The sequence below is a fragment of the Ruegeria sp. BHSB196 genome, from assembly GCF_059613135.1.
Window position 1 is genome coordinate 1 of sequence record NZ_JBXWRY010000062.1, and the last position, 17,139, is coordinate 17,139.

Annotated in this window: 17 protein-coding genes; 12 read left to right on the plus strand and 5 right to left on the minus strand. The window is 64.5% G+C overall.

Translation table 11 applies throughout. The features are described 5' to 3' along the window. A partial coding sequence (locus AC2FNJ_RS19225) for an ATP-binding cassette domain-containing protein (protein ID WP_496766563.1) occupies positions 1 to 999 on the plus strand: 999 nt, incomplete at its 5' end. A gap of 39 nt (positions 1,000 to 1,038) precedes the next feature. Here AC2FNJ_RS19225 and AC2FNJ_RS19230 read toward each other — a convergent pair. Then, positions 1,039 to 2,967 carry an elongation factor G gene (locus AC2FNJ_RS19230; RefSeq protein ID WP_496766564.1) on the minus strand — a complete coding sequence of 643 codons (1,929 nt, stop codon included), beginning with the start codon at positions 2,965 to 2,967 and terminating at the stop codon, positions 1,039 to 1,041. Between the two features lie 211 nt (positions 2,968 to 3,178). Continuing rightward, entirely contained in the window at positions 3,179 to 4,534 is a 1,356-nt protein-coding gene (gene hemN, locus AC2FNJ_RS19235; protein ID WP_496766566.1) for an oxygen-independent coproporphyrinogen III oxidase, read from the minus strand. Between the two features lie 61 nt (positions 4,535 to 4,595). Here hemN and fnrL point away from each other — a divergent pair, with 61 nt between their 5' ends. Next, positions 4,596 to 5,339, plus strand: coding sequence for a transcriptional regulator FnrL (gene fnrL, locus AC2FNJ_RS19240; RefSeq protein ID WP_496766568.1), 744 nt, complete (start codon positions 4,596 to 4,598; stop codon positions 5,337 to 5,339). Here fnrL and AC2FNJ_RS19245 read toward each other — a convergent pair. Continuing rightward, positions 5,336 to 6,208 carry a LysR family transcriptional regulator gene (locus AC2FNJ_RS19245; RefSeq protein ID WP_496766569.1) on the minus strand — a complete coding sequence of 291 codons (873 nt, stop codon included), beginning with the start codon at positions 6,206 to 6,208 and terminating at the stop codon, positions 5,336 to 5,338. The genes fnrL and AC2FNJ_RS19245 overlap by 4 nt on opposite strands. A 98-nt stretch (positions 6,209 to 6,306) precedes the next feature. Here AC2FNJ_RS19245 and glyA point away from each other — a divergent pair, with 98 nt between their 5' ends. Both glyA and AC2FNJ_RS19255 read left to right on the plus strand, forming a co-directional pair. Beyond that, a complete protein-coding gene (gene glyA / locus AC2FNJ_RS19250) occupies positions 6,307 to 7,629 on the plus strand; it encodes a serine hydroxymethyltransferase (RefSeq protein ID WP_496766571.1) in 1,323 nt (440 codons plus the stop codon). A gap of 57 nt (positions 7,630 to 7,686) precedes the next feature. Next, positions 7,687 to 7,944, plus strand: coding sequence for a GlsB/YeaQ/YmgE family stress response membrane protein (locus AC2FNJ_RS19255; RefSeq protein ID WP_496766573.1), 258 nt, complete (start codon positions 7,687 to 7,689; stop codon positions 7,942 to 7,944). A gap of 46 nt (positions 7,945 to 7,990) precedes the next feature. Here AC2FNJ_RS19255 and AC2FNJ_RS19260 read toward each other — a convergent pair whose 3' ends face one another. Beyond that, the gene (locus tag AC2FNJ_RS19260; RefSeq protein ID WP_496766575.1) at positions 7,991 to 8,830 is read right to left on the minus strand and encodes a universal stress protein; all 840 of its coding nucleotides are present in this window, start codon (positions 8,828 to 8,830) and stop codon (positions 7,991 to 7,993) included. A 194-nt stretch (positions 8,831 to 9,024) separates the two neighbouring features. Between AC2FNJ_RS19260 and ccoN the strand changes: the two genes are divergently transcribed. Genes ccoN through ccoP form a run of 4 tightly spaced genes read left to right on the plus strand, consistent with a single transcriptional unit; the run spans position 9,025 to position 12,437 of the window. Next, on the plus strand, positions 9,025 to 10,632 hold the full coding sequence (gene ccoN, locus AC2FNJ_RS19265; RefSeq protein ID WP_496766576.1) for a cytochrome-c oxidase, cbb3-type subunit I: 1,608 nt from the start codon (positions 9,025 to 9,027) through the stop codon (positions 10,630 to 10,632). A gap of 14 nt (positions 10,633 to 10,646) precedes the next feature. Further along, positions 10,647 to 11,375 (plus strand): cytochrome-c oxidase, cbb3-type subunit II, encoded by a 729-nt coding sequence (ccoO, locus tag AC2FNJ_RS19270; protein ID WP_496766577.1) that lies wholly within the window; start codon positions 10,647 to 10,649, stop codon positions 11,373 to 11,375. A gap of 10 nt (positions 11,376 to 11,385) precedes the next feature. Then, a complete protein-coding gene (locus tag AC2FNJ_RS19275) occupies positions 11,386 to 11,571 on the plus strand; it encodes a cbb3-type cytochrome oxidase subunit 3 (RefSeq protein ID WP_496766578.1) in 186 nt (61 codons plus the stop codon). Further along, positions 11,568 to 12,437: a cytochrome-c oxidase, cbb3-type subunit III gene (gene ccoP, locus AC2FNJ_RS19280; RefSeq protein ID WP_496766580.1), complete on the plus strand. Its 870-nt coding sequence runs from the start codon at positions 11,568 to 11,570 to the stop codon at positions 12,435 to 12,437. The genes AC2FNJ_RS19275 and ccoP overlap by 4 nt, the downstream gene beginning before the upstream one ends. A 148-nt stretch (positions 12,438 to 12,585) precedes the next feature. Here ccoP and AC2FNJ_RS19285 read toward each other — a convergent pair whose 3' ends face one another. Continuing rightward, positions 12,586 to 12,744, minus strand: coding sequence for a hypothetical protein (locus tag AC2FNJ_RS19285; RefSeq protein ID WP_496766582.1), 159 nt, complete (start codon positions 12,742 to 12,744; stop codon positions 12,586 to 12,588). 100 nt (positions 12,745 to 12,844) lie between these two features. Here AC2FNJ_RS19285 and AC2FNJ_RS19290 point away from each other — a divergent pair, with 100 nt between their 5' ends. From AC2FNJ_RS19290 to AC2FNJ_RS19305, 4 genes are all read left to right on the plus strand, one after another. After that, positions 12,845 to 13,723: a LysR family transcriptional regulator gene (locus AC2FNJ_RS19290; RefSeq protein ID WP_496766584.1), complete on the plus strand. Its 879-nt coding sequence runs from the start codon at positions 12,845 to 12,847 to the stop codon at positions 13,721 to 13,723. Positions 13,724 to 13,821: 98 nt separating this feature from the next. Then, on the plus strand, positions 13,822 to 15,249 hold the full coding sequence (gene ccoG / locus AC2FNJ_RS19295; protein ID WP_496766585.1) for a cytochrome c oxidase accessory protein CcoG: 1,428 nt from the start codon (positions 13,822 to 13,824) through the stop codon (positions 15,247 to 15,249). A 2-nt stretch (positions 15,250 to 15,251) separates the two neighbouring features. Next, on the plus strand, positions 15,252 to 15,710 hold the full coding sequence (locus AC2FNJ_RS19300) for a FixH family protein (RefSeq protein ID WP_496766587.1): 459 nt from the start codon (positions 15,252 to 15,254) through the stop codon (positions 15,708 to 15,710). Between the two features lie 4 nt (positions 15,711 to 15,714). After that, positions 15,715 to 17,139: heavy metal translocating P-type ATPase (locus AC2FNJ_RS19305; RefSeq protein WP_496766588.1), on the plus strand; the 1,425-nt coding region annotated here is incomplete at its 3' end.

Below are 17,139 nucleotides of genomic sequence, written 5' to 3' on the forward strand. Positions count from 1 at the left end.
CTTCTGGCGGATCTGCAAAAACAGGAAAACATGGGGATGCTGTTCATCACCCACGATCTGGGGATCGTGCGCCGCATCGCCGACCGGGTCTGCGTGATGAAGGATGGCGAAATCGTCGAGACCGGCCCTGTGGCTGAGATCTTCGACAATCCGCAGCATCCCTACACCCAGAAACTGCTGGCCGCCGAACCCTCTGGCGCGCCCGATCCGGTACCCGCGGATGCCGAGGAAATCGCACGCACCGATCACCTCAAGGTCTGGTTCCCGATCCAGCGCGGGTTCCTGAGACGTACCGTGGGATATGTCAAGGCGGTCAACGATGCCAACATAACCGTGCGCGCCGGGGAAACGCTCGGCATCGTCGGGGAAAGCGGCTCGGGCAAGACGACGTTGGCGCTTGCCCTGATGCGCCTGATCTCGTCCGAGGGCGGCATCACCTTTCGCGGCCAGAACGTGCGGAACTGGTCCACGCGCGAATTGCGGCGGCTGCGCAAGGACATGCAGATCGTGTTCCAGGATCCGTTCGGATCGCTCAGCCCGCGCATGACCTGCATGCAGATCATTGCCGAGGGGCTGACCATCCACAAGGTCGATCCGCATCGCGCGCAGCGCGAGCTAGTGGCCGAGGTGATGACCGAGGTCGGTCTCGATCCCGCCGCGATGGACCGCTATCCGCACGAGTTTTCCGGCGGCCAGCGGCAGAGGATCGCCATTGCGCGGGCCATGGTGCTGCGCCCGAAACTGCTGGTGCTGGATGAACCGACCAGCGCGCTGGACATGACCGTTCAGGTCCAGATCGTCGAACTGCTGCGCGCGCTGCAGCGCAAGCACGGGTTGGCCTACCTGTTCATTTCGCACGATCTGAAGGTGGTGCGGGCCATGTCTCACAAGGTCATGGTGATGCGAAACGGCGACGTGATCGAGATGGGCACCGCCGAAGAGTTGTTCGAGAATGCCCGAACGGATTACACCCGCGAACTGATCGCGGCGGCGGGGTAGGAAGGCCGGGCCAATCCTGACTGGCCCGGCGCCATCCAGTCAGGCACTCGCGACCTTTTCGCGGGACAGTTTGGGCGATTGCCCCCTCAGTTCCTCGTAATGATCGAAGGTCAGCTTCACCCAGCCGGTGCCGCGCGTGGCGCTGGCCAGAGTGCGGTGCAACTCGTCCTCCGCCACCGCCGGCAGCAGCGCATTGAAGATCTCCCATCCGGGCGCGTCCGGGTTGCCCTCGAATCCCAGAACCTGCCCCTGCAGCGAGCTGATGGTCGGCACCAGATCGCCAACATAGAGCGACGGCAGGTGGATTTCCGCGCGCAGGATCGGTTGCAGGACGACCGGCTTGGCCAGCGGCAGCGCCTCGCGCACGGCGTTCTTGCCCGCGGTCCGGAAGGCATAGTCCGAACTGTCCACGCTGTGATGCTTGCCGTCCTTCAGCGTCACCTTGACATCGACGACGGGAAAGCCTTCGGGGCCTTGGGCCAAGGCATCCCGCGCGCCCTGCTCCACCGACGGGATGTAGTTCTTGGGCACGGCACCGCCCTTGACCACCTCGTCGAACTGAAAGCCCGAGCCACGCGCCATCGGTTCGACCGTGATCACCACATCCGCGAATTGGCCCGCACCGCCGGATTGCTTGCGGTGCCGGTGGTGATGCTCGACCGGTTTCTGGATGGTCTCGCGATAGGCGGTTTCGACCGTTTCGGCCTCGATCTCGATTCCGAAATCCTCGGCCAGCTTGGCGGTGATGCGCCGCATGTGCTGTGGTCCCTGGGTGCTGAGGATGGCATGGCCGCTGCCCTCGTCCTGGCTCAGGTGCAGGCCGGGGTCGATCTCGGCCAGCCGCGCCAGCGCGTTGGACAGGCGCACATCGTCGCGTTCATGCGTCGGAGACACCAGTTGCCGATGCGCCGGCGGGTGCGAACCGGCCCAATCCGGCAACGCGGTGGCCGTGTTGCCGTCATACAGGTTGCCGGGGTTGAGGTGATCGGATTTCACCGCCAGTCCGATGTGCCCGGCTTCGAGCACGGGAATCTGGGTCTTTGCGTCCAGCGTCGTCAGGTTGCCCACGGTTTCCCCGCCAAGCGCCTCATGCGCCTTGACGCCGTCCCCAAGGCCCCGAAGCACGATGATCTTGCCGATGTGTTTCTTGACATCGGCAAATCCTGCGATTGCGCGGGCGCTTTCTCCTGCGGCGTCCCGCCCTGCGGCAATGTCGAACTCGGGCGCTTCGTGGCGCAGCGCCTTCATCAGGCGGGTCAGACCGTTGCCGTGACTCGCCGCGCCCAGACAGGCGGGGATGATCTGGTGGTTGCGCAGCACCTGCGCCGCGAGGTCGTAGATTTCCGCGCTGGGCGGCTGCTTGTCCTCGATCAGCTGCTCCAGCAGATGGTCGTCGAAGTCCGACAGGGTTTCGAGCAGCTCCGCACGCGCCTCCTGTTCGCGATCCTCGACCGATTTCGGCAGCTCGATCAGGGCCGAGGGCTGGCCCTCCTGGTATTTCCACGCCCGTTCCGAGATCAGGTCCACGGCACCGACCACCTGATCGCCTTCGCGGATGGGAATCTGCCGCAGGGCGATGTGGTGCGCGCAATAGGTCTGAAGCGCCGCGATGATGTCGCGGACCCGGCCATTGGGATGATCCATCCGGTTGATGAACAGGAAACAGGGAATACCCGCCTCCTCCACCAGCCGCAGATAGGGGGCGCACAGTACCGCCGCGTCGGGATCGGGCGGCACCACCACCACCGCCGCGTCCGAGATGGCCATGGCAGGCCCGGCATAGGCCAGCGCATCGCCGCCGCCGTCCACATCGACCGCACACCACGGCTCGCCCAAGTAAGAAAAACCGTGCAGATGCACGGTCCCGGATACGTCGAATGTGGTGGGGCGGTCGTCGAGGCGGCTGATGGCCTCGACGAGGGTAGATTTGCCCGATTGGCTCGGGCCGAGGACGGTGAAGACGCGCATGGGTGCTGTCCCTCTCTCTGGTTGCAGTTCCGCTGCACGAAAGGGAAATGCCGGACGCCCTGGCGCCGCCACTCACTGCCTGTTGCTCACCCTGCCTCGAGCACGGGACACAGGACTGCCCCGGCCTTCCGAGTGTGGGAAATCCGGGTGGCGGGCGTCAAGCCCCTGCTCGAATATTAGGCGGACATCCGAAGACGCCCGCGTTTTTTTCTCAGATGGCCGAGCTGTGCCCGGCCTTGCTCAGGTCATAGGCGTCAAAGCTGCGCGCGATCATCCGGGTCAGCGGGCGCGCCTCGGGCGGAATGAAAAGGCCCTCGTCGGTGATGCGCAGCATGTCCGGAAACGCCCGGGCGGCGTCCTCGAACATCCGATCCAGGTCTGCCGGCGCAACATCGTGGTCCCGCAGAATCTCGGCGGACTGAATGCGGAAATCGCACATCAGCGCCTCGATCAGGCGCGCCCGCAGGATGTCCTGCCCCTTGAAGAGATGCCCGCGCGCGGTCGAGAACCGACCGTCCCGTATGGCGGCCGTATGCGCCGAGGTCGCAGGCGCATTCTGCGCATACCCTTGCGGGAACCGCGAGATCGAGCTGGCCCCGACGCCGATCAGCACCTCGGCCTGATCGTCGGTATACCCCTGGAAGTTCCGCCGCAGACGCCCCGCCTTGAGCGCGTGTGTCAGGCCATCGTCCTGCGTGGCGAAATGGTCGATGCCGATTTCGGCGTAATTGTCCCACAGGAACAGGCGGCGCGCGGTGTCGAACAATTCCAGCCGCTGTTCCGGCGTCGGAAGGGCGTCCGACGGGATCAGTTGCTGCCGCTTGGCCATCCACGGCACATGCGCATAGCCGTACAGGGCCACTCGATCGGGGTTGAGCGACAGGAGTTTCTGCACGCTTTCGGTCATCCGCGCCTTGGTCTGGTGCGGCAGGCCGAACAGGATGTCCGCGTTCAGGCTGGCGATGCCGCGCGCCCGAATCATGTCGGCGGCCTTGCGGGTGGTTTCGTAGCTCTGGATCCGGCCGATGGTCTTCTGGATCTCGCCGTCGAAATCCTGCACCCCGATCGAGGCGCGGTTCATGCCGGCCTCGGCCAGCACGTCCAGGCGGTGCTCGTCGATTTCGTTCGGATCGATCTCGACCGAGAACTCGGCGTCTTCGCCAAGCGGCACGATGCTGAGAATGCGCTGGGCAAGATCGCGCATCAGGTCCGCATTCAGCAGGGTCGGCGTACCGCCGCCCCAATGCAGCCGCGACAGCGTCACGCCACGCGGCAATCGCGCCGCCAGCAGGTCCAGTTCGGCCTTCAGCGTATCGACATAGGCAATGACGGGGTTGTCGGTCTGCGTTCCCTGGGTGCGGCAGGCGCAGAACCAGCACAGCCGCCGGCAAAACGGCACGTGGATGTAGAGCGAAATCGAAGCGCCGGGCGCAATGCGCGAAATCCAGTCGCCAAACAAATCCGGCCCCACGTCATTGCAGAAGTGGGGCGCGGTCGGGTAGCTTGTGTAGCGCGGAACTTTCGCGTCAAAAAGTCCGAGCTTTGCCAATTGAGATTTCGCTATCATAAAGGTACCGATAGAGGACGACCGGTTCGGAAACATTGACCGAGATCAAGTGGGTGAACGCATGACGCTCCAGGTACAACTCGACCATTCGGCTTGCAGCGATTGCCCGATCCGGCATCGCGCCGTTTGCGCCCATTGCGACCAGGACGAGCTTTCGGAACTGGAAGAGATCAAGTATTACCGCAGTTTCGAAGCCGGACAGACGATCATCTGGTCAGGCGATCAGATGAATTTCGTGGGCTCCGTGGTCTCGGGAATCGCATCGCTGACGCAGACGATGGAGGACGGGCGCACGCAGATGGTGGGCCTGCTGCTGCCCAGCGATTTCGTCGGCCGCCCGGGCCGCGAATCGGCTGCATATGATGTCGTGGCGACCACCGACATCGTCATGTGCTGTTTCCGCAAGAAACCGTTCGAAGAGCTGATGAACCGCACGCCGCATATCGCGCACCGTCTTTTGCAGATGACGCTGGACGAACTCGATGCGGCGCGTGAATGGATGCTGGTGCTGGGCCGCAAGACGGCGCGCGAAAAGATCGCAAGCCTGTTGTCGATCATCGCCCGCCGCGACGCCTCGCTGACTAAGAAGGGCTCGTCCGGCCCCATCGTGTTCGATCTGCCGCTCACGCGCGAGGCGATGGCGGATTACCTCGGCCTTACGCTCGAGACCGTCAGCCGCCAGATCTCGGCGCTGAAGCGCGATGGCGTCATCCATCTGGAAGGCAAGCGGCACGTGACGATTCCGGACATGGGCCGCCTCATCGAAGAGGCCGGCGACGATTCGGATGGCGGCTTTCTGGTCTAGGCCGTCTCCCGCAACCATCTGGCGACCTGCCCGACGGCCGAGTTTTTCTTGATCGGAACCGGGCTCCAGAGCCGCAGTTCGTTTTCCAATGTGACGCGGGTCTCAAATGGCGCGACGAGCAGCCCCCGACGCAGAAATGGCGCGACCAATGCCTCGTGACCGATCAGAACGCCGGCGCCATTGACGGTCTCCTCGACGGCAAGGGCATAAAGCGAAAAGGCCGGCCCCCGCGGCGTGAATTCCGTGTCCGGCATCGCCTTGTCGGCCCATAGCGTCCAGTCGTCCGACCAGGTGGAGTCCGTCAGGCACGGAACGTCCAGCAGGTCGGTGGGGTGTTTCAGGCGCTCGGCGAGGGACGGCGAACAGACCGGGAAAATTACGTCCGGCGCCAAAGCTTCGCCCGGTCCCTCACCGTAGAACAGGTACAGGTCATAGGGCGCGCGTTTGAGATTTGGCGGGGTCTCCATCGCTGTCAGCGAGATTTCGATATCCGGGGCCGCCGCCCGGAGTTCGGGCAGTCGCGGCGACACCCAGAGCTGCGCCACCGACGGCAGGGCGACGATGTGGACGACGTGCGGCCAGGCCTCGGTCCGCAGCGTCTGGGTGGCGTGACCGAGGGCATCGAAAGCCTCGGTCAGCCGGGGCAGGACGCGCAGCGCCAGGGCCGTCAACGCGACGCCGCGCGGCGAACGGTCGAACAACGGGGCGCCCAACTCCTCTTCCAGTGCCTTCACATGGGCCGAAACCGCGCCCGGCGTGACGCCAAGTTCGTCCGCAGCGGCGGCAAAGCCGCCAAGCCGCGCGGCGGCTTCGAACGCCCGCAGCGCGTTCAGCGGAAGTGGTTTCGGACGCGGAGGTGCGACAGGCATGGGCTGAGGCTCATTTTTTCTGACCCTAGCTTTTTAGAATTCTGATTTGCAGGTAATTCCCCTGAACCGCATGCTGTGCGCAACAACAGGAGGTTCGAATGCCACAACTCGCCCGCCGCCCCTGGGTTCCACAGCCCTGCGAAGCCCGCGTTCAGGAGATCGCGGAAAAAGCCTCGGCAGCGTCCGCCGCGGAGGTCGCCGACCGGATCGACCGGCTGGTCGCCCGCAACTGTGAAATCCACGACGTCGAGTGCTTCAACCTCAATCCCGCGACCAACGTCATGAACCCGCGCGCCGAGGCGGTTCTGGCCGAGGGCCTCGGCAGCCGGCCGTCGCTGGGCTATCCGGGCGACAAGTACGAGATGGGGCTGGAAGCCATCGAAGAGATCGAGGTGATTGCCGCCGAACTCTCGGCGCGGGTCTTCGGCGCGCGTTACGCCGAGATCCGCGTCGGCTCGGGCGCGCTGGGCAACCTTTATGGTTTCATGGCGCTGACCCGGCCGGGCGACACGATCATCGCGCCCCCGGCCGGCATCGGGGGGCACGTCACCCACCACCAGGCGGGATGCGCGGGGTTGTACGGGTTGCGCACCATCGACGCCCCGGTGAACGGCGATGGCTATACGCTCGATCTGGACGGCTTGCGGACCCTGGCGCGTGCGCATCGCCCAAGCCTGATCACGGTGGGCGGATCGCTGAACCTGTTCCCGCATCCGGTTCGCGCGGTGCGCGAGATCGCGGACGAGATCGGCGCAAGGGTGCTGTTCGACGCCGCGCATCAGTGCGGTCTGATCGCGGGCGGCATCTGGGCCAATCCGCTGGATGAGGGCGCGCATCTGATGACGATGAGCACCTACAAGAGTCTCGGCGGTCCGGCGGGCGGGCTGATCGTGACCAACGAACCCGACATCGCGGAACGGCTGGACGCCATCGCCTTTCCCGGCATGACCGCCAATTTCGACGCCGCGAAATCCGCCGCCTTGGCGATCACGATGCTCGACTGGATCGAATGCGGGCGGGCCTATGGTCAGGCCATGGTCGATCTGGCGCAGGCGCTCGCCGCCGCGCTCGAGGCGCAGGGCCTGCCGGTGTTCAAGGGGGGCGGCGTCGCAACACGCTCCCACCAATTCGCGGTCGAGGCGGCGGCATTCGGCGGCGGTCAGACCGCATCGAAGACCCTGCGCAAGGCGGGCTTTCTCGCCTGCGGCATCGGCCTGCCGATCGACACGGTGCAGGGCGACATGAACGGGTTGCGCATCGGGACGCCCGAACTGGTCCGGCGCGGTGTCGAACCGCAGAACGCGGCGGATCTGGCGACCCTGATCGCGCGCGGCCTGACAACGAACGATCCAGCGCAGGTGGCGGCGGACACGCGTGCGCTGCGGGCACAGTTTCGGGGCATTCACCACGTGCGCGCGTGACCTTTGCGGCGGTGCGTGCTCTAGTGGCCGCAGGGAAACGCATAGGAGACGACCGTCATGGAATTTGGCAGTCTGCTGAGCATGCTCGTCATCGGCGCGATCGCCGGGTGGCTGTCCGGCAAGATCATGGAAGGGCGCGGCTTCGGCCTTGTCGGCAACATCATCGTCGGCGTGGTCGGCGCCTTCATTGCCGGGCTGATGTTCCCGGTTCTGGGATTTGCCGCCGGTGGCGGCGTCCTGGCAACGATCATTCACGCCACGATCGGGGCCGTAGTCCTGCTGTTCATCATCGGGCTGATCCGCCGGGCCGACTGACCGCGGCGGCGCGGTGCATCCGACGCCGCCCCGGTCGGCAGCCGCTTCAATGCGCCATGAAAACGGGTACAGTTGCCTGTTCCAGCATGTTCCGCGTGGCGCCGCCCAGAATGGCCTCGCGGAACCGCGAATGGCCATAGGCGCCCATCACGATCATGTCGGCATCGGTGTCGGCCGCATGGCGGTTCAGGATGTCGGAAACGCGGGTCATGGTCTTGCTCAGCACGTCGATTTCGCACTTGACGCCGTGCCGCGCCAACATCTGTGACAGCATCCCGCCGGGGTCCGAGCGGTCGGGTCCGTGGCGCGGCGGATCGATGACGACGATGCGGACGCCATCCGCCGCGATCAGGAACGGCAGCGCGGCGCGGATCGCCCGCATGGCCTCGACGCTTTCGTTCCAGCCGATCAGGATGGTGCCCGGGTTCGACACCGGTTCCGCGTTGTCAGGCACGACGAGCACCGGGGCGTGGCCCTCGAACATCGCCGCCTCGACGATGGGTTCGGCCTCGGCGCCGCGATCCTCGCCATAGGGGCGGGGCAGGATGACCAAGTCTGAAAACCGGGCGCGATGGGCCACGTGCCGCCCCAGATCCGCAATCTGCGCGACGCCGTTCTCGGCCGACCAGCGGATTCCGGCCTTGCCGAGATAGTCCTCGGCAAAATCCAGGATCTCGTCGGCCTCGGCATTGGCGCGGCTCAGGGTTTCCTGAAGGATCAGCGCATTCGCGCCGGCATAGTAGTACCCGGTCTGGCTGCGATCGACGCCCAGACACAACGCCTCGGCATGGCCATCCTGCGCCTGGGCAAGGGCCACCATTTGCTCAAGCGCGGGTTTGGCAGATTTGACATCCGTCATCACGGTGAGCAGGGATTTGTAGGACATTTCAACCTCATGGTTCCGGTGCGTCAAAACACGTCACCGTTCTGGCATCTCTGACCCAATGCGTGTCACAGAAAACGCCCAGCCGTCTTGACACAGATCAAAGCGACTTGCGCCGCCATTCTACATTACGGCTGCCAGTCAAAGGAGTCCGGCGCGCCGTCAGAATCGTGCGGGACATGGCAAAGGGACGCAAAATGTCAAATTACATCAAGCTCATCGCGCTTGGTCTGATCGTGGTGCTTGCCGCGATCGGGGCCAGTTACGCGCGGGATCTGGCTTACCAGGTGCACGCCATCCTCGTGATGGTGATCGCTGCCGGGCTGTTCATCTGGATCCTGCGCAATACCGACGATCCGGTGCTGCCCATCGATTATTCCGGTGAATACATGGACGGCGTCGTGCGCTACGGCGTGATCGCAACCGCATTCTGGGGCGTCGTCGGCTTTCTGGCCGGGACGTTCATCGCCTTTCAGCTGGCCTTTCCGGTACTGAATTTCGAATGGGCGCAGGGTTACATGAACTTCGGTCGTTTGCGCCCGCTGCACACCTCGGCGGTGATCTTTGCCTTTGGCGGCAACGCGCTGCTGGCCACCTCTTTCTACGTGGTCCAGCGCACCAGCGCGGCGCGGCTCTGGGGCGGCAACCTCGCCTGGTTCGTGTTCTGGGGCTACCAGCTGTTCATCGTTCTGGCGGCGACCGGCTATCTTCTGGGCGGCACCCAGTCCAAGGAATATGCCGAGCCGGAATGGTATGTCGATCTGTGGCTGACCATCGTCTGGGTCGCCTATCTGGCGGTCTATCTGGGCACCCTGATCAAGCGGAAAGAGCCGCATATCTACGTCGCCAACTGGTTCTACCTGTCGTTCATCATCACGGTGGCGATGCTGCATGTGGTCAACAACCTGACCATCCCGGTCAGCATCTGGGGCTCGAAATCCGTGATCGTCTGGTCGGGCGTTCAGGACGCCATGATCCAGTGGTGGTACGGCCACAACGCCGTGGGCTTCTTCCTGACCGCCGGCTTCCTGGGGATGATGTACTATTTCATCCCGAAACAGGCCGAGCGCCCGGTGTTTTCCTACAAGCTGTCGATCATCCACTTCTGGGCGCTGATCTTCATCTACATCTGGGCCGGTCCGCACCACCTGCACTATACCGCGCTGCCCGACTGGGCCTCGACGCTGGGCATGGTGTTCTCGGTCGTGCTGTGGATGCCCTCGTGGGGCGGCATGATCAACGGTCTGATGACCCTGTCAGGGGCCTGGGACAAGCTGCGAACCGACCCGGTGATCCGGATGATGGTGATCTCGGTCGGCTTCTACGGCATGTCCACCTTCGAAGGCCCGATGATGTCGATCCGCGCGGTGAACTCGCTGTCGCACTACACCGACTGGACCATCGGCCACGTCCATTCCGGCGCGTTGGGCTGGAACGGCATGATCACCTTCGGCGCGCTCTACTACCTGGTGCCCGTCCTCTGGAAGCGTGAGCGTCTCTATTCGCTTCAGATGGTCAGCTGGCACTTCTGGCTCGCCACCATCGGCATCGTGCTCTACGCCGCGTCGATGTGGGTCACCGGCATCATGGAAGGTCTGATGTGGCGCGAAGTGGACGCAAACGGTTTCCTCGTGAACTCGTTCGCCGACACCGTGGCTGCCAAGTTCCCGATGTACGTGGTGCGGGCGCTGGGCGGGGTTCTGTTCCTCGTTGGCTCGCTGATCATGTGCTACAACCTGTGGATGACCGTCCGCAAGGCGCCGGCCAAAGAGGCCAGCCTTTCGGTCGCGGTCCCGGCTGAATAAGGAGGGCCGGAGCAATGGCAATTCTCGACAAACATAAGATCCTCGAGACCAACGCGACCCTCCTGCTGGTCTTCAGCTTCCTGGTCGTGACCATCGGCGGCATCGTGCAGATCACCCCGCTGTTCTACCTGGAGAACACCATCGAGAAGGTGGAGGGCATGAGGCCCTACACCCCCTTGGAAATGGCAGGGCGCGAGATTTATCTGCGCGAAGGCTGCTATGTCTGCCACAGCCAGATGATCCGCCCGATGCGGGACGAGGTCGAACGCTATGGCCACTACTCGCTGGCGGCCGAGTCGATGTACGACCACCCGTTCCAGTGGGGCTCCAAGCGCACCGGGCCGGACCTGGCCCGCGTCGGCGGCCGCTACTCGGACGAATGGCACGTGGACCACTTCCGCGACCCGCAATCGGTGGTGCCGGAATCCATCATGCCCAAATACGGCTACCTGGAGCGGACCATGATCGACGGGCGCTACATCGGTGACGTCATGGCGACCAACGCCCTCGTCGGTGTGCCCTACACCGAGGAAATGATCGCGAACGCGCGCGCCGACTTCGCCGCACAGGCGGACCCGGACAGCGACTATGACGGGCTGCTCGAGCGCTACGGCGAAAACGTCAACGTGCGCAACTTCGACGGTCAGCCGGGGGTGTCCGAGGCCGACGCGCTGATCGCCTATATGCAGATGCTGGGGACTCTGGTCGATTTCTCGACCTTCACCCCGGACGCGAACCGGTAAGGGGGCTGTCATGGAGCAATACACGATCCTTCGGCAATTCGCCGACAGTTGGATGCTGCTGGCCCTCTTCGCCTTCTTCATCGGCGTGGTGATCTGGGTGTTCCGGCCCGGTGCCAGCAAGCAATACGAGGATACTGCCGGCATACCGTTTCGGCATGAAGACAAACCCGCCACACCCGAGGAGGCGCGGAAATGAGCAAAGCACCCGAAAAGAAGCCGGGCGATCCCGGTACGACCGGCCACGAATGGGACGGCATCGAAGAGTTCAACAACCCGCTTCCGCGCTGGTGGCTGTGGACCTTCTATGCCACGATCCTCTGGGGCGTCATCTACACGATCCTCTATCCGGCCTGGCCGCTGGTGAACCACGCGACGGCCGGTGTTCTGGGATGGTCGTCGCGCGCCAAGGTGGATGCGGAAATCGCCGCGGTGCAAGAGGCGAATGCACCGATCACCGCACGCCTTGAACAGGCCGAACTGATCGACATCGCCGCCGATCCCGACCTCAGCAGTTTCGCGGTATCCTCCGGCGCGGCGGTGTTCCGGACCTGGTGCGCTCAGTGCCACGGTTCGGGCGCGGCGGGCGCGGTCGGTTATCCGAACCTTCTGGACGACTCGTGGCTCTGGGGTGGAGATCTGGAATCGATCTATCACACCGTCGCCGCCGGCATCCGCAACGAGGAATATGACGAGGCGCGCTATTCCGAGATGCCCGCCTTCGGTCGCGACGAGCTGTTGACGACCGAGGAGATCTCGCAAGTCGTCAACTATGTCATGTCGCTTTCCGGAGAGCCGAACGATCCCGCGCTGGTCGAGGCCGGATCCGTCGTCTATGCCGACAACTGCGCCTCCTGCCACGGCGAAAACGCCGAAGGCGACCGCGACCAGGGCGCGCCGAACCTGGCGGACGCGATCTGGCTCTATGGCGGCGACTACGACACCCTGACCGACACCGTGACCAACAGCCGCTTCGGCGTCATGCCCGGTTGGCGAAACCGTCTCAGCGAGGCGCAGATTCGCGCGGTTTCGCTCTACGTCCACCAGCTGGGTGGCGGTGAATAAGACCTGAGAACACCTCCGGGCGGTGCGCCGCCCGAAGGGTGCGGCGCCGGCTGTTCCATCTGTTCGCGCGTTTCCTGAACAGCCGGCGCCAATTTTTCCCGATGAAAGAAAACCTGTTTGCGGCCGGGTCGCGGGGCGATGCGCCGTTTCAGAAATCACGCAGATCAGCGGCGCGCCTGTCCTGCAGCCACCAATGGCCCGGCGGCAACCAACGCCGCTTGGTGGATTCCGGTCTGGGAGCGCCGCGGAAATGCGGCGGGTCCATTCTGGTGGCGGTCATCAGGGATCTGGCAAGGATTGTAAGCATCATCGTTCTCCTGTCCGGCGTGATCGTTGCGCACAGAATTGACCGTTGACGGTGCAAAAGCGACTCAATTACCATTCCAATATGTAAGTCAGGATTACATATGAACTGGATGAACCTGCCTCCGCTGACTTCGCTACGGGCCTTTTCTGCATTTGTTGAAAAGAAGAATGTCGTTCAGGCCGGAGCGGCGTTGAATGTTAGCCATGCTGCAATCAGTCAGCAATTGCGGGCATTGGAAGAGCACATGGGCGTGGCCCTGCTGGATCGCAGCGGAAAGTCGCTGCACCTGACGGCGGAGGGCGAACATCTGGCACGGGCCGTGCAGCTTGGTTTCGGCGCGATCGGGGCGGCGGTGAGCGACCTGGCGCGCTCGGGTGCCGATCGCCCGGTGCATGTTTCCCTGACGGCCTCGTTCGCGGCATCCTGGCTGATGCCACGCCTGCCTGCATTTCAGGCGATGCATCCCGACATCGATCTGGTTCTCGATCCGTCGCCCGAGCTGGTGGCGTTGCGGCCGGGCGGGATCGACCTTGCCATCAGATACGGCCGGGGCGACTGGCCCGGAGTCCAGTCGCAGATGCTGCTGGAAACGCCGATGGTGATCGTTGCGGCGCCCACATTGCTTGAGGGGCGGGAAACGCTGTCGCCCAGGGAAATCGCGGAACTGCCATGGTTGGAAGAGTTCGGAACCACCGAGGCGACGACGTGGTTGGCCTCGCAGGGGATCGAGCACGGACCCAGCGCGGGGCGGATCGCATTGCCGGGCAACCTGATGCTGGATGGGTTGCGAGCCGGGCAGGGCGTGACTGTCACCGTGCGACATTTCGTCGAGCGAGAGATCGAGTCCGGTCAGCTCGTCGAACTCCATTGCGCGGCGGATGGCCGTGGATATCACTTGGTAGCGGGGCAATTCCCCCTTCGACAGCCGGCGAAAACCTTTGTCTCGTGGTTGAAAAGCCAGGCTCGTCAAACGCGATAAAAGATGTTTGCGCGATACGCTTTTTGACCCATGTCAAAGTTGCGGCTTCTCCGATCTGTGAGAAGACGCTTCGTAAGCCCAAGTCCTGGAGTGAGTCCGTGAGCGATTCCAATCCCGCGCCCAGCCTCTACGCCGCCCGAGAACCGATCTTTCCCAGGCGCGTTTCCGGCAAGTTCCGCAACCTGAAATGGATCATCATGGCGGTGACCCTGGGCATCTACTACCTGACGCCCTGGATTCGCTGGGACCGCGGGCCGAGCCTGCCCGACCAGGCAGTGTTGCTCGACATGGCAAACCGTCGTTTCTACTTCTTCTGGATCGAGATCTGGCCGCACGAATTCTACTTCGTCGCCGGCCTGCTGATCATGGCCGGTCTGGGCCTGTTCCTGTTCACCTCGGCGCTGGGCCGGGTCTGGTGCGGCTATGCCTGTCCGCAGACGGTCTGGACCGATCTCTACATTCTGGTCGAACGCTGGATCGAGGGCGACCGCAACGCGCGACTGCGGCTGCACAGGCAGAAGAAACTCGATTTCCGCAAGGCGCGTCTGCGCGTGACGAAATGGGTCGTGTGGCTGCTGATCGGACTGGCGACGGGCGGGGCCTGGGTGTTCTACTTTGCCGACGCGCCGACGCTGGCGCGCGACCTCGTGACCGGCAACGCGCATCCGATCGCCTATACCACCATGGCGCTGCTGACCTTCACGACCTTTTTCTTCGGCGGTTTCGCGCGGGAACAGATCTGCATCTACGCCTGCCCCTGGCCGCGAATCCAGGCCGCGATGATGGACGAGGATACGCTGGTCGTGGGATACCGCGAGTGGCGCGGCGAACCGCGCGGCAAGGGCAAGCGCACGGCGGATTCGGAACTTGGCGACTGCATCGACTGCATGGCCTGCGTCAACGTCTGCCCGGTCGGAATCGACATCCGCGACGGGCAGCAGCTGGAATGCATCACCTGCGCCCTGTGCATCGACGCCTGCGACGACATGATGGCCAAGATCGGCAAGCCGCGCGGCCTGATCGACTACATGGCGCTCAGCGACGAGACCCGCGAACGCTCGGGCCAGCCGCCCAAGAGCGTCTGGAAGCATATCCTGCGCCCCCGAACGATCATGTATACCGGCCTGTGGTCGGCCGTGGGGCTTGCGCTTCTGTTCGCGCTGTTCATCCGCTCGGATATCGACCTGACCGTGGCGCCGGTGCGCAACCCGACCTTCGTCACGATGTCCGACGGTTCGATCCGCAACACCTATGATGTGCGCCTGCGCAACAAGCACGGCGAGGAACGCCTGTTCCAGCTCTCGGTGGCTGGCGATCCGTCCATGACCCTCGAGATCGAGGGCGCCGAAACCGACACCGTGAACGTGCCCGCCGACACGGCGCTGCTGACCCGCGTCTATATCGTGGCGCCCAGGGATGCGGCGCCGTCCGCGGCAGCGGCGACGCCGGCGCGCATCTGGGTCGAGGATTTGAACAGCGGCGAGCGAGCCTACAAGGATACCACTTTCAACGGGCGGGGGAACTGACCATGACGGAACGACAATTCACCGGCAAACATGCCTTGGCCGTGTTCATCTGTGCCTTTGCCGTCATCATCGGCGTCAATCTCGTACTGGCCTACAGCGCGGTCAAGACCTTCCCCGGGCTGGAGGTCAAGAACTCCTATGTCGCCAGCCAGGAATTCGACGAGCGCCGCACCGCGCAGGAGGCGCTCGGCTGGACGGTGCGCGCCGACGCCGCGGGCGGGCTGGTGTTTCTGTCGATTGCGGACAGGGCCGGCAATCCGGTCGAGGTGGACGAGCTGGATGCCGTCATCGGCCGCGCCACCCATGTGAACGAGGACATGCGGCCCGAGTTCGTCTTTGACGGCTCGTCCTATGTGGCCAAGGCCGAACTGGGCGACGGCAACTGGAACATCCGCATGGCGGCCCGCGCCGAAGACGGCACCGAATTCACCCAGCGCGTGGTGCTGCATGTCCAGCGGTGACGCAATGACGGTCCAGACGCGCCCCGGAGCGGCGGCCTGTCCGGGCTGCATCGCCGCCCCCGCCGAACCGGCGCGCCCGGCCCCCGAGGATGTGCAGATCGCGCTGTCCCTGCCGGGCATCCATTGTTCGGGCTGCATCGCCACGGTCGAACGGGTCCTCAACGCCCATCCCGGCGTGGAAAGCGCGCGCGTGAACCTGACGCTCAAACGCGCGATGGTGCAGGCCGCGCCGGATCTGCGCGCGGCCGATCTGATTCCGGTGCTGGAGCGCGCGGGTTACGAGGCCCACGAACTTGATCCGGGCGCCCTGTCGGCGACCCAGGCCGACAAGGCCGGGCGCGACCTGCTGATGCGGCTTGCGGTGGCGGGCTTCGCGTCGATGAACGTGATGCTTCTGTCGGTGTCGGTCTGGTCCGGGGCCGAGGCCGCGACCCGCGACATGTTCCACTGGATCTCGGCGGCGATCGCCCTGCCGGCCATCGCCTTCTCGGCTCAGCCCTTCTTCGTGAACGCATGGAGCGCGCTGAAGGTCCGGCGGCTGAACATGGACGTGCCGATCGTGCTGGCGATCCTGCTGGCGCTGGTCACGTCGCTGTGGGAAACCTCGCTCAGCGGCGAGCATGCCTATTTCGACGCCGCGCTGGCGCTGACCTTCTTCCTGCTGGCCGGGCGGTATCTCGATTACCGCACCCGCGCCGTGGCGCGCTCGGCGGCCGAGGAACTGGCCGCGCTGGAAGTGCCCCGCGCCATCCTGTTGAAAGACGGCACCGAACAGGAGGTCGCCGTGGCAACGCTGGCGGTCGGCGATCTGGTGCTGGTCCGGCCCGGCGGTCGCATGCCCGTCGATGGAGAGATCGTTTCGGGCCGGTCCGAACTGGACCGCTCGCTGCTGACCGGCGAAACGCTGCCGGTCTTTGCCGAGCCGGGCCAGCCGGTCAGCGCCGGCGAGGTCAATCTGACCGGCCCGCTGACCATCCGGGCCACCGCCGTGGGGCAGGACACCTCGCTGCATCGCATGGCCGATCTGGTGGCCATCGCGGAATCCGGGCGGTCGCGCTATACCTCCCTGGCCGACAGCGCCGCCAAGCTCTATGCGCCCGGCGTGCACATCCTGTCGGCGCTCAGTTTCGTGGGCTGGTACATCTATTCCGGCGACCTGCGCACCGCGCTGAACATCGCCGCGGCGGTCCTCATCATCACCTGCCCCTGCGCTCTGGGCCTTGCGGTCCCCGCCGTGACCACGGCGGCATCTGGTCGCCTGTTCCGGCGCGGCATGCTGATCAAGCACGCAACCGCGCTGGAACGTCTGGCCGAGGTCGATACCGTGGTGTTCGACAAGACCGGCACCCTGACCGCGGGCACGCCCGAACTGGTCAATCTCGGCGATCACAGCCGCGCCGATCTGGAAATCGCGCTGGCCCTGGCCGAG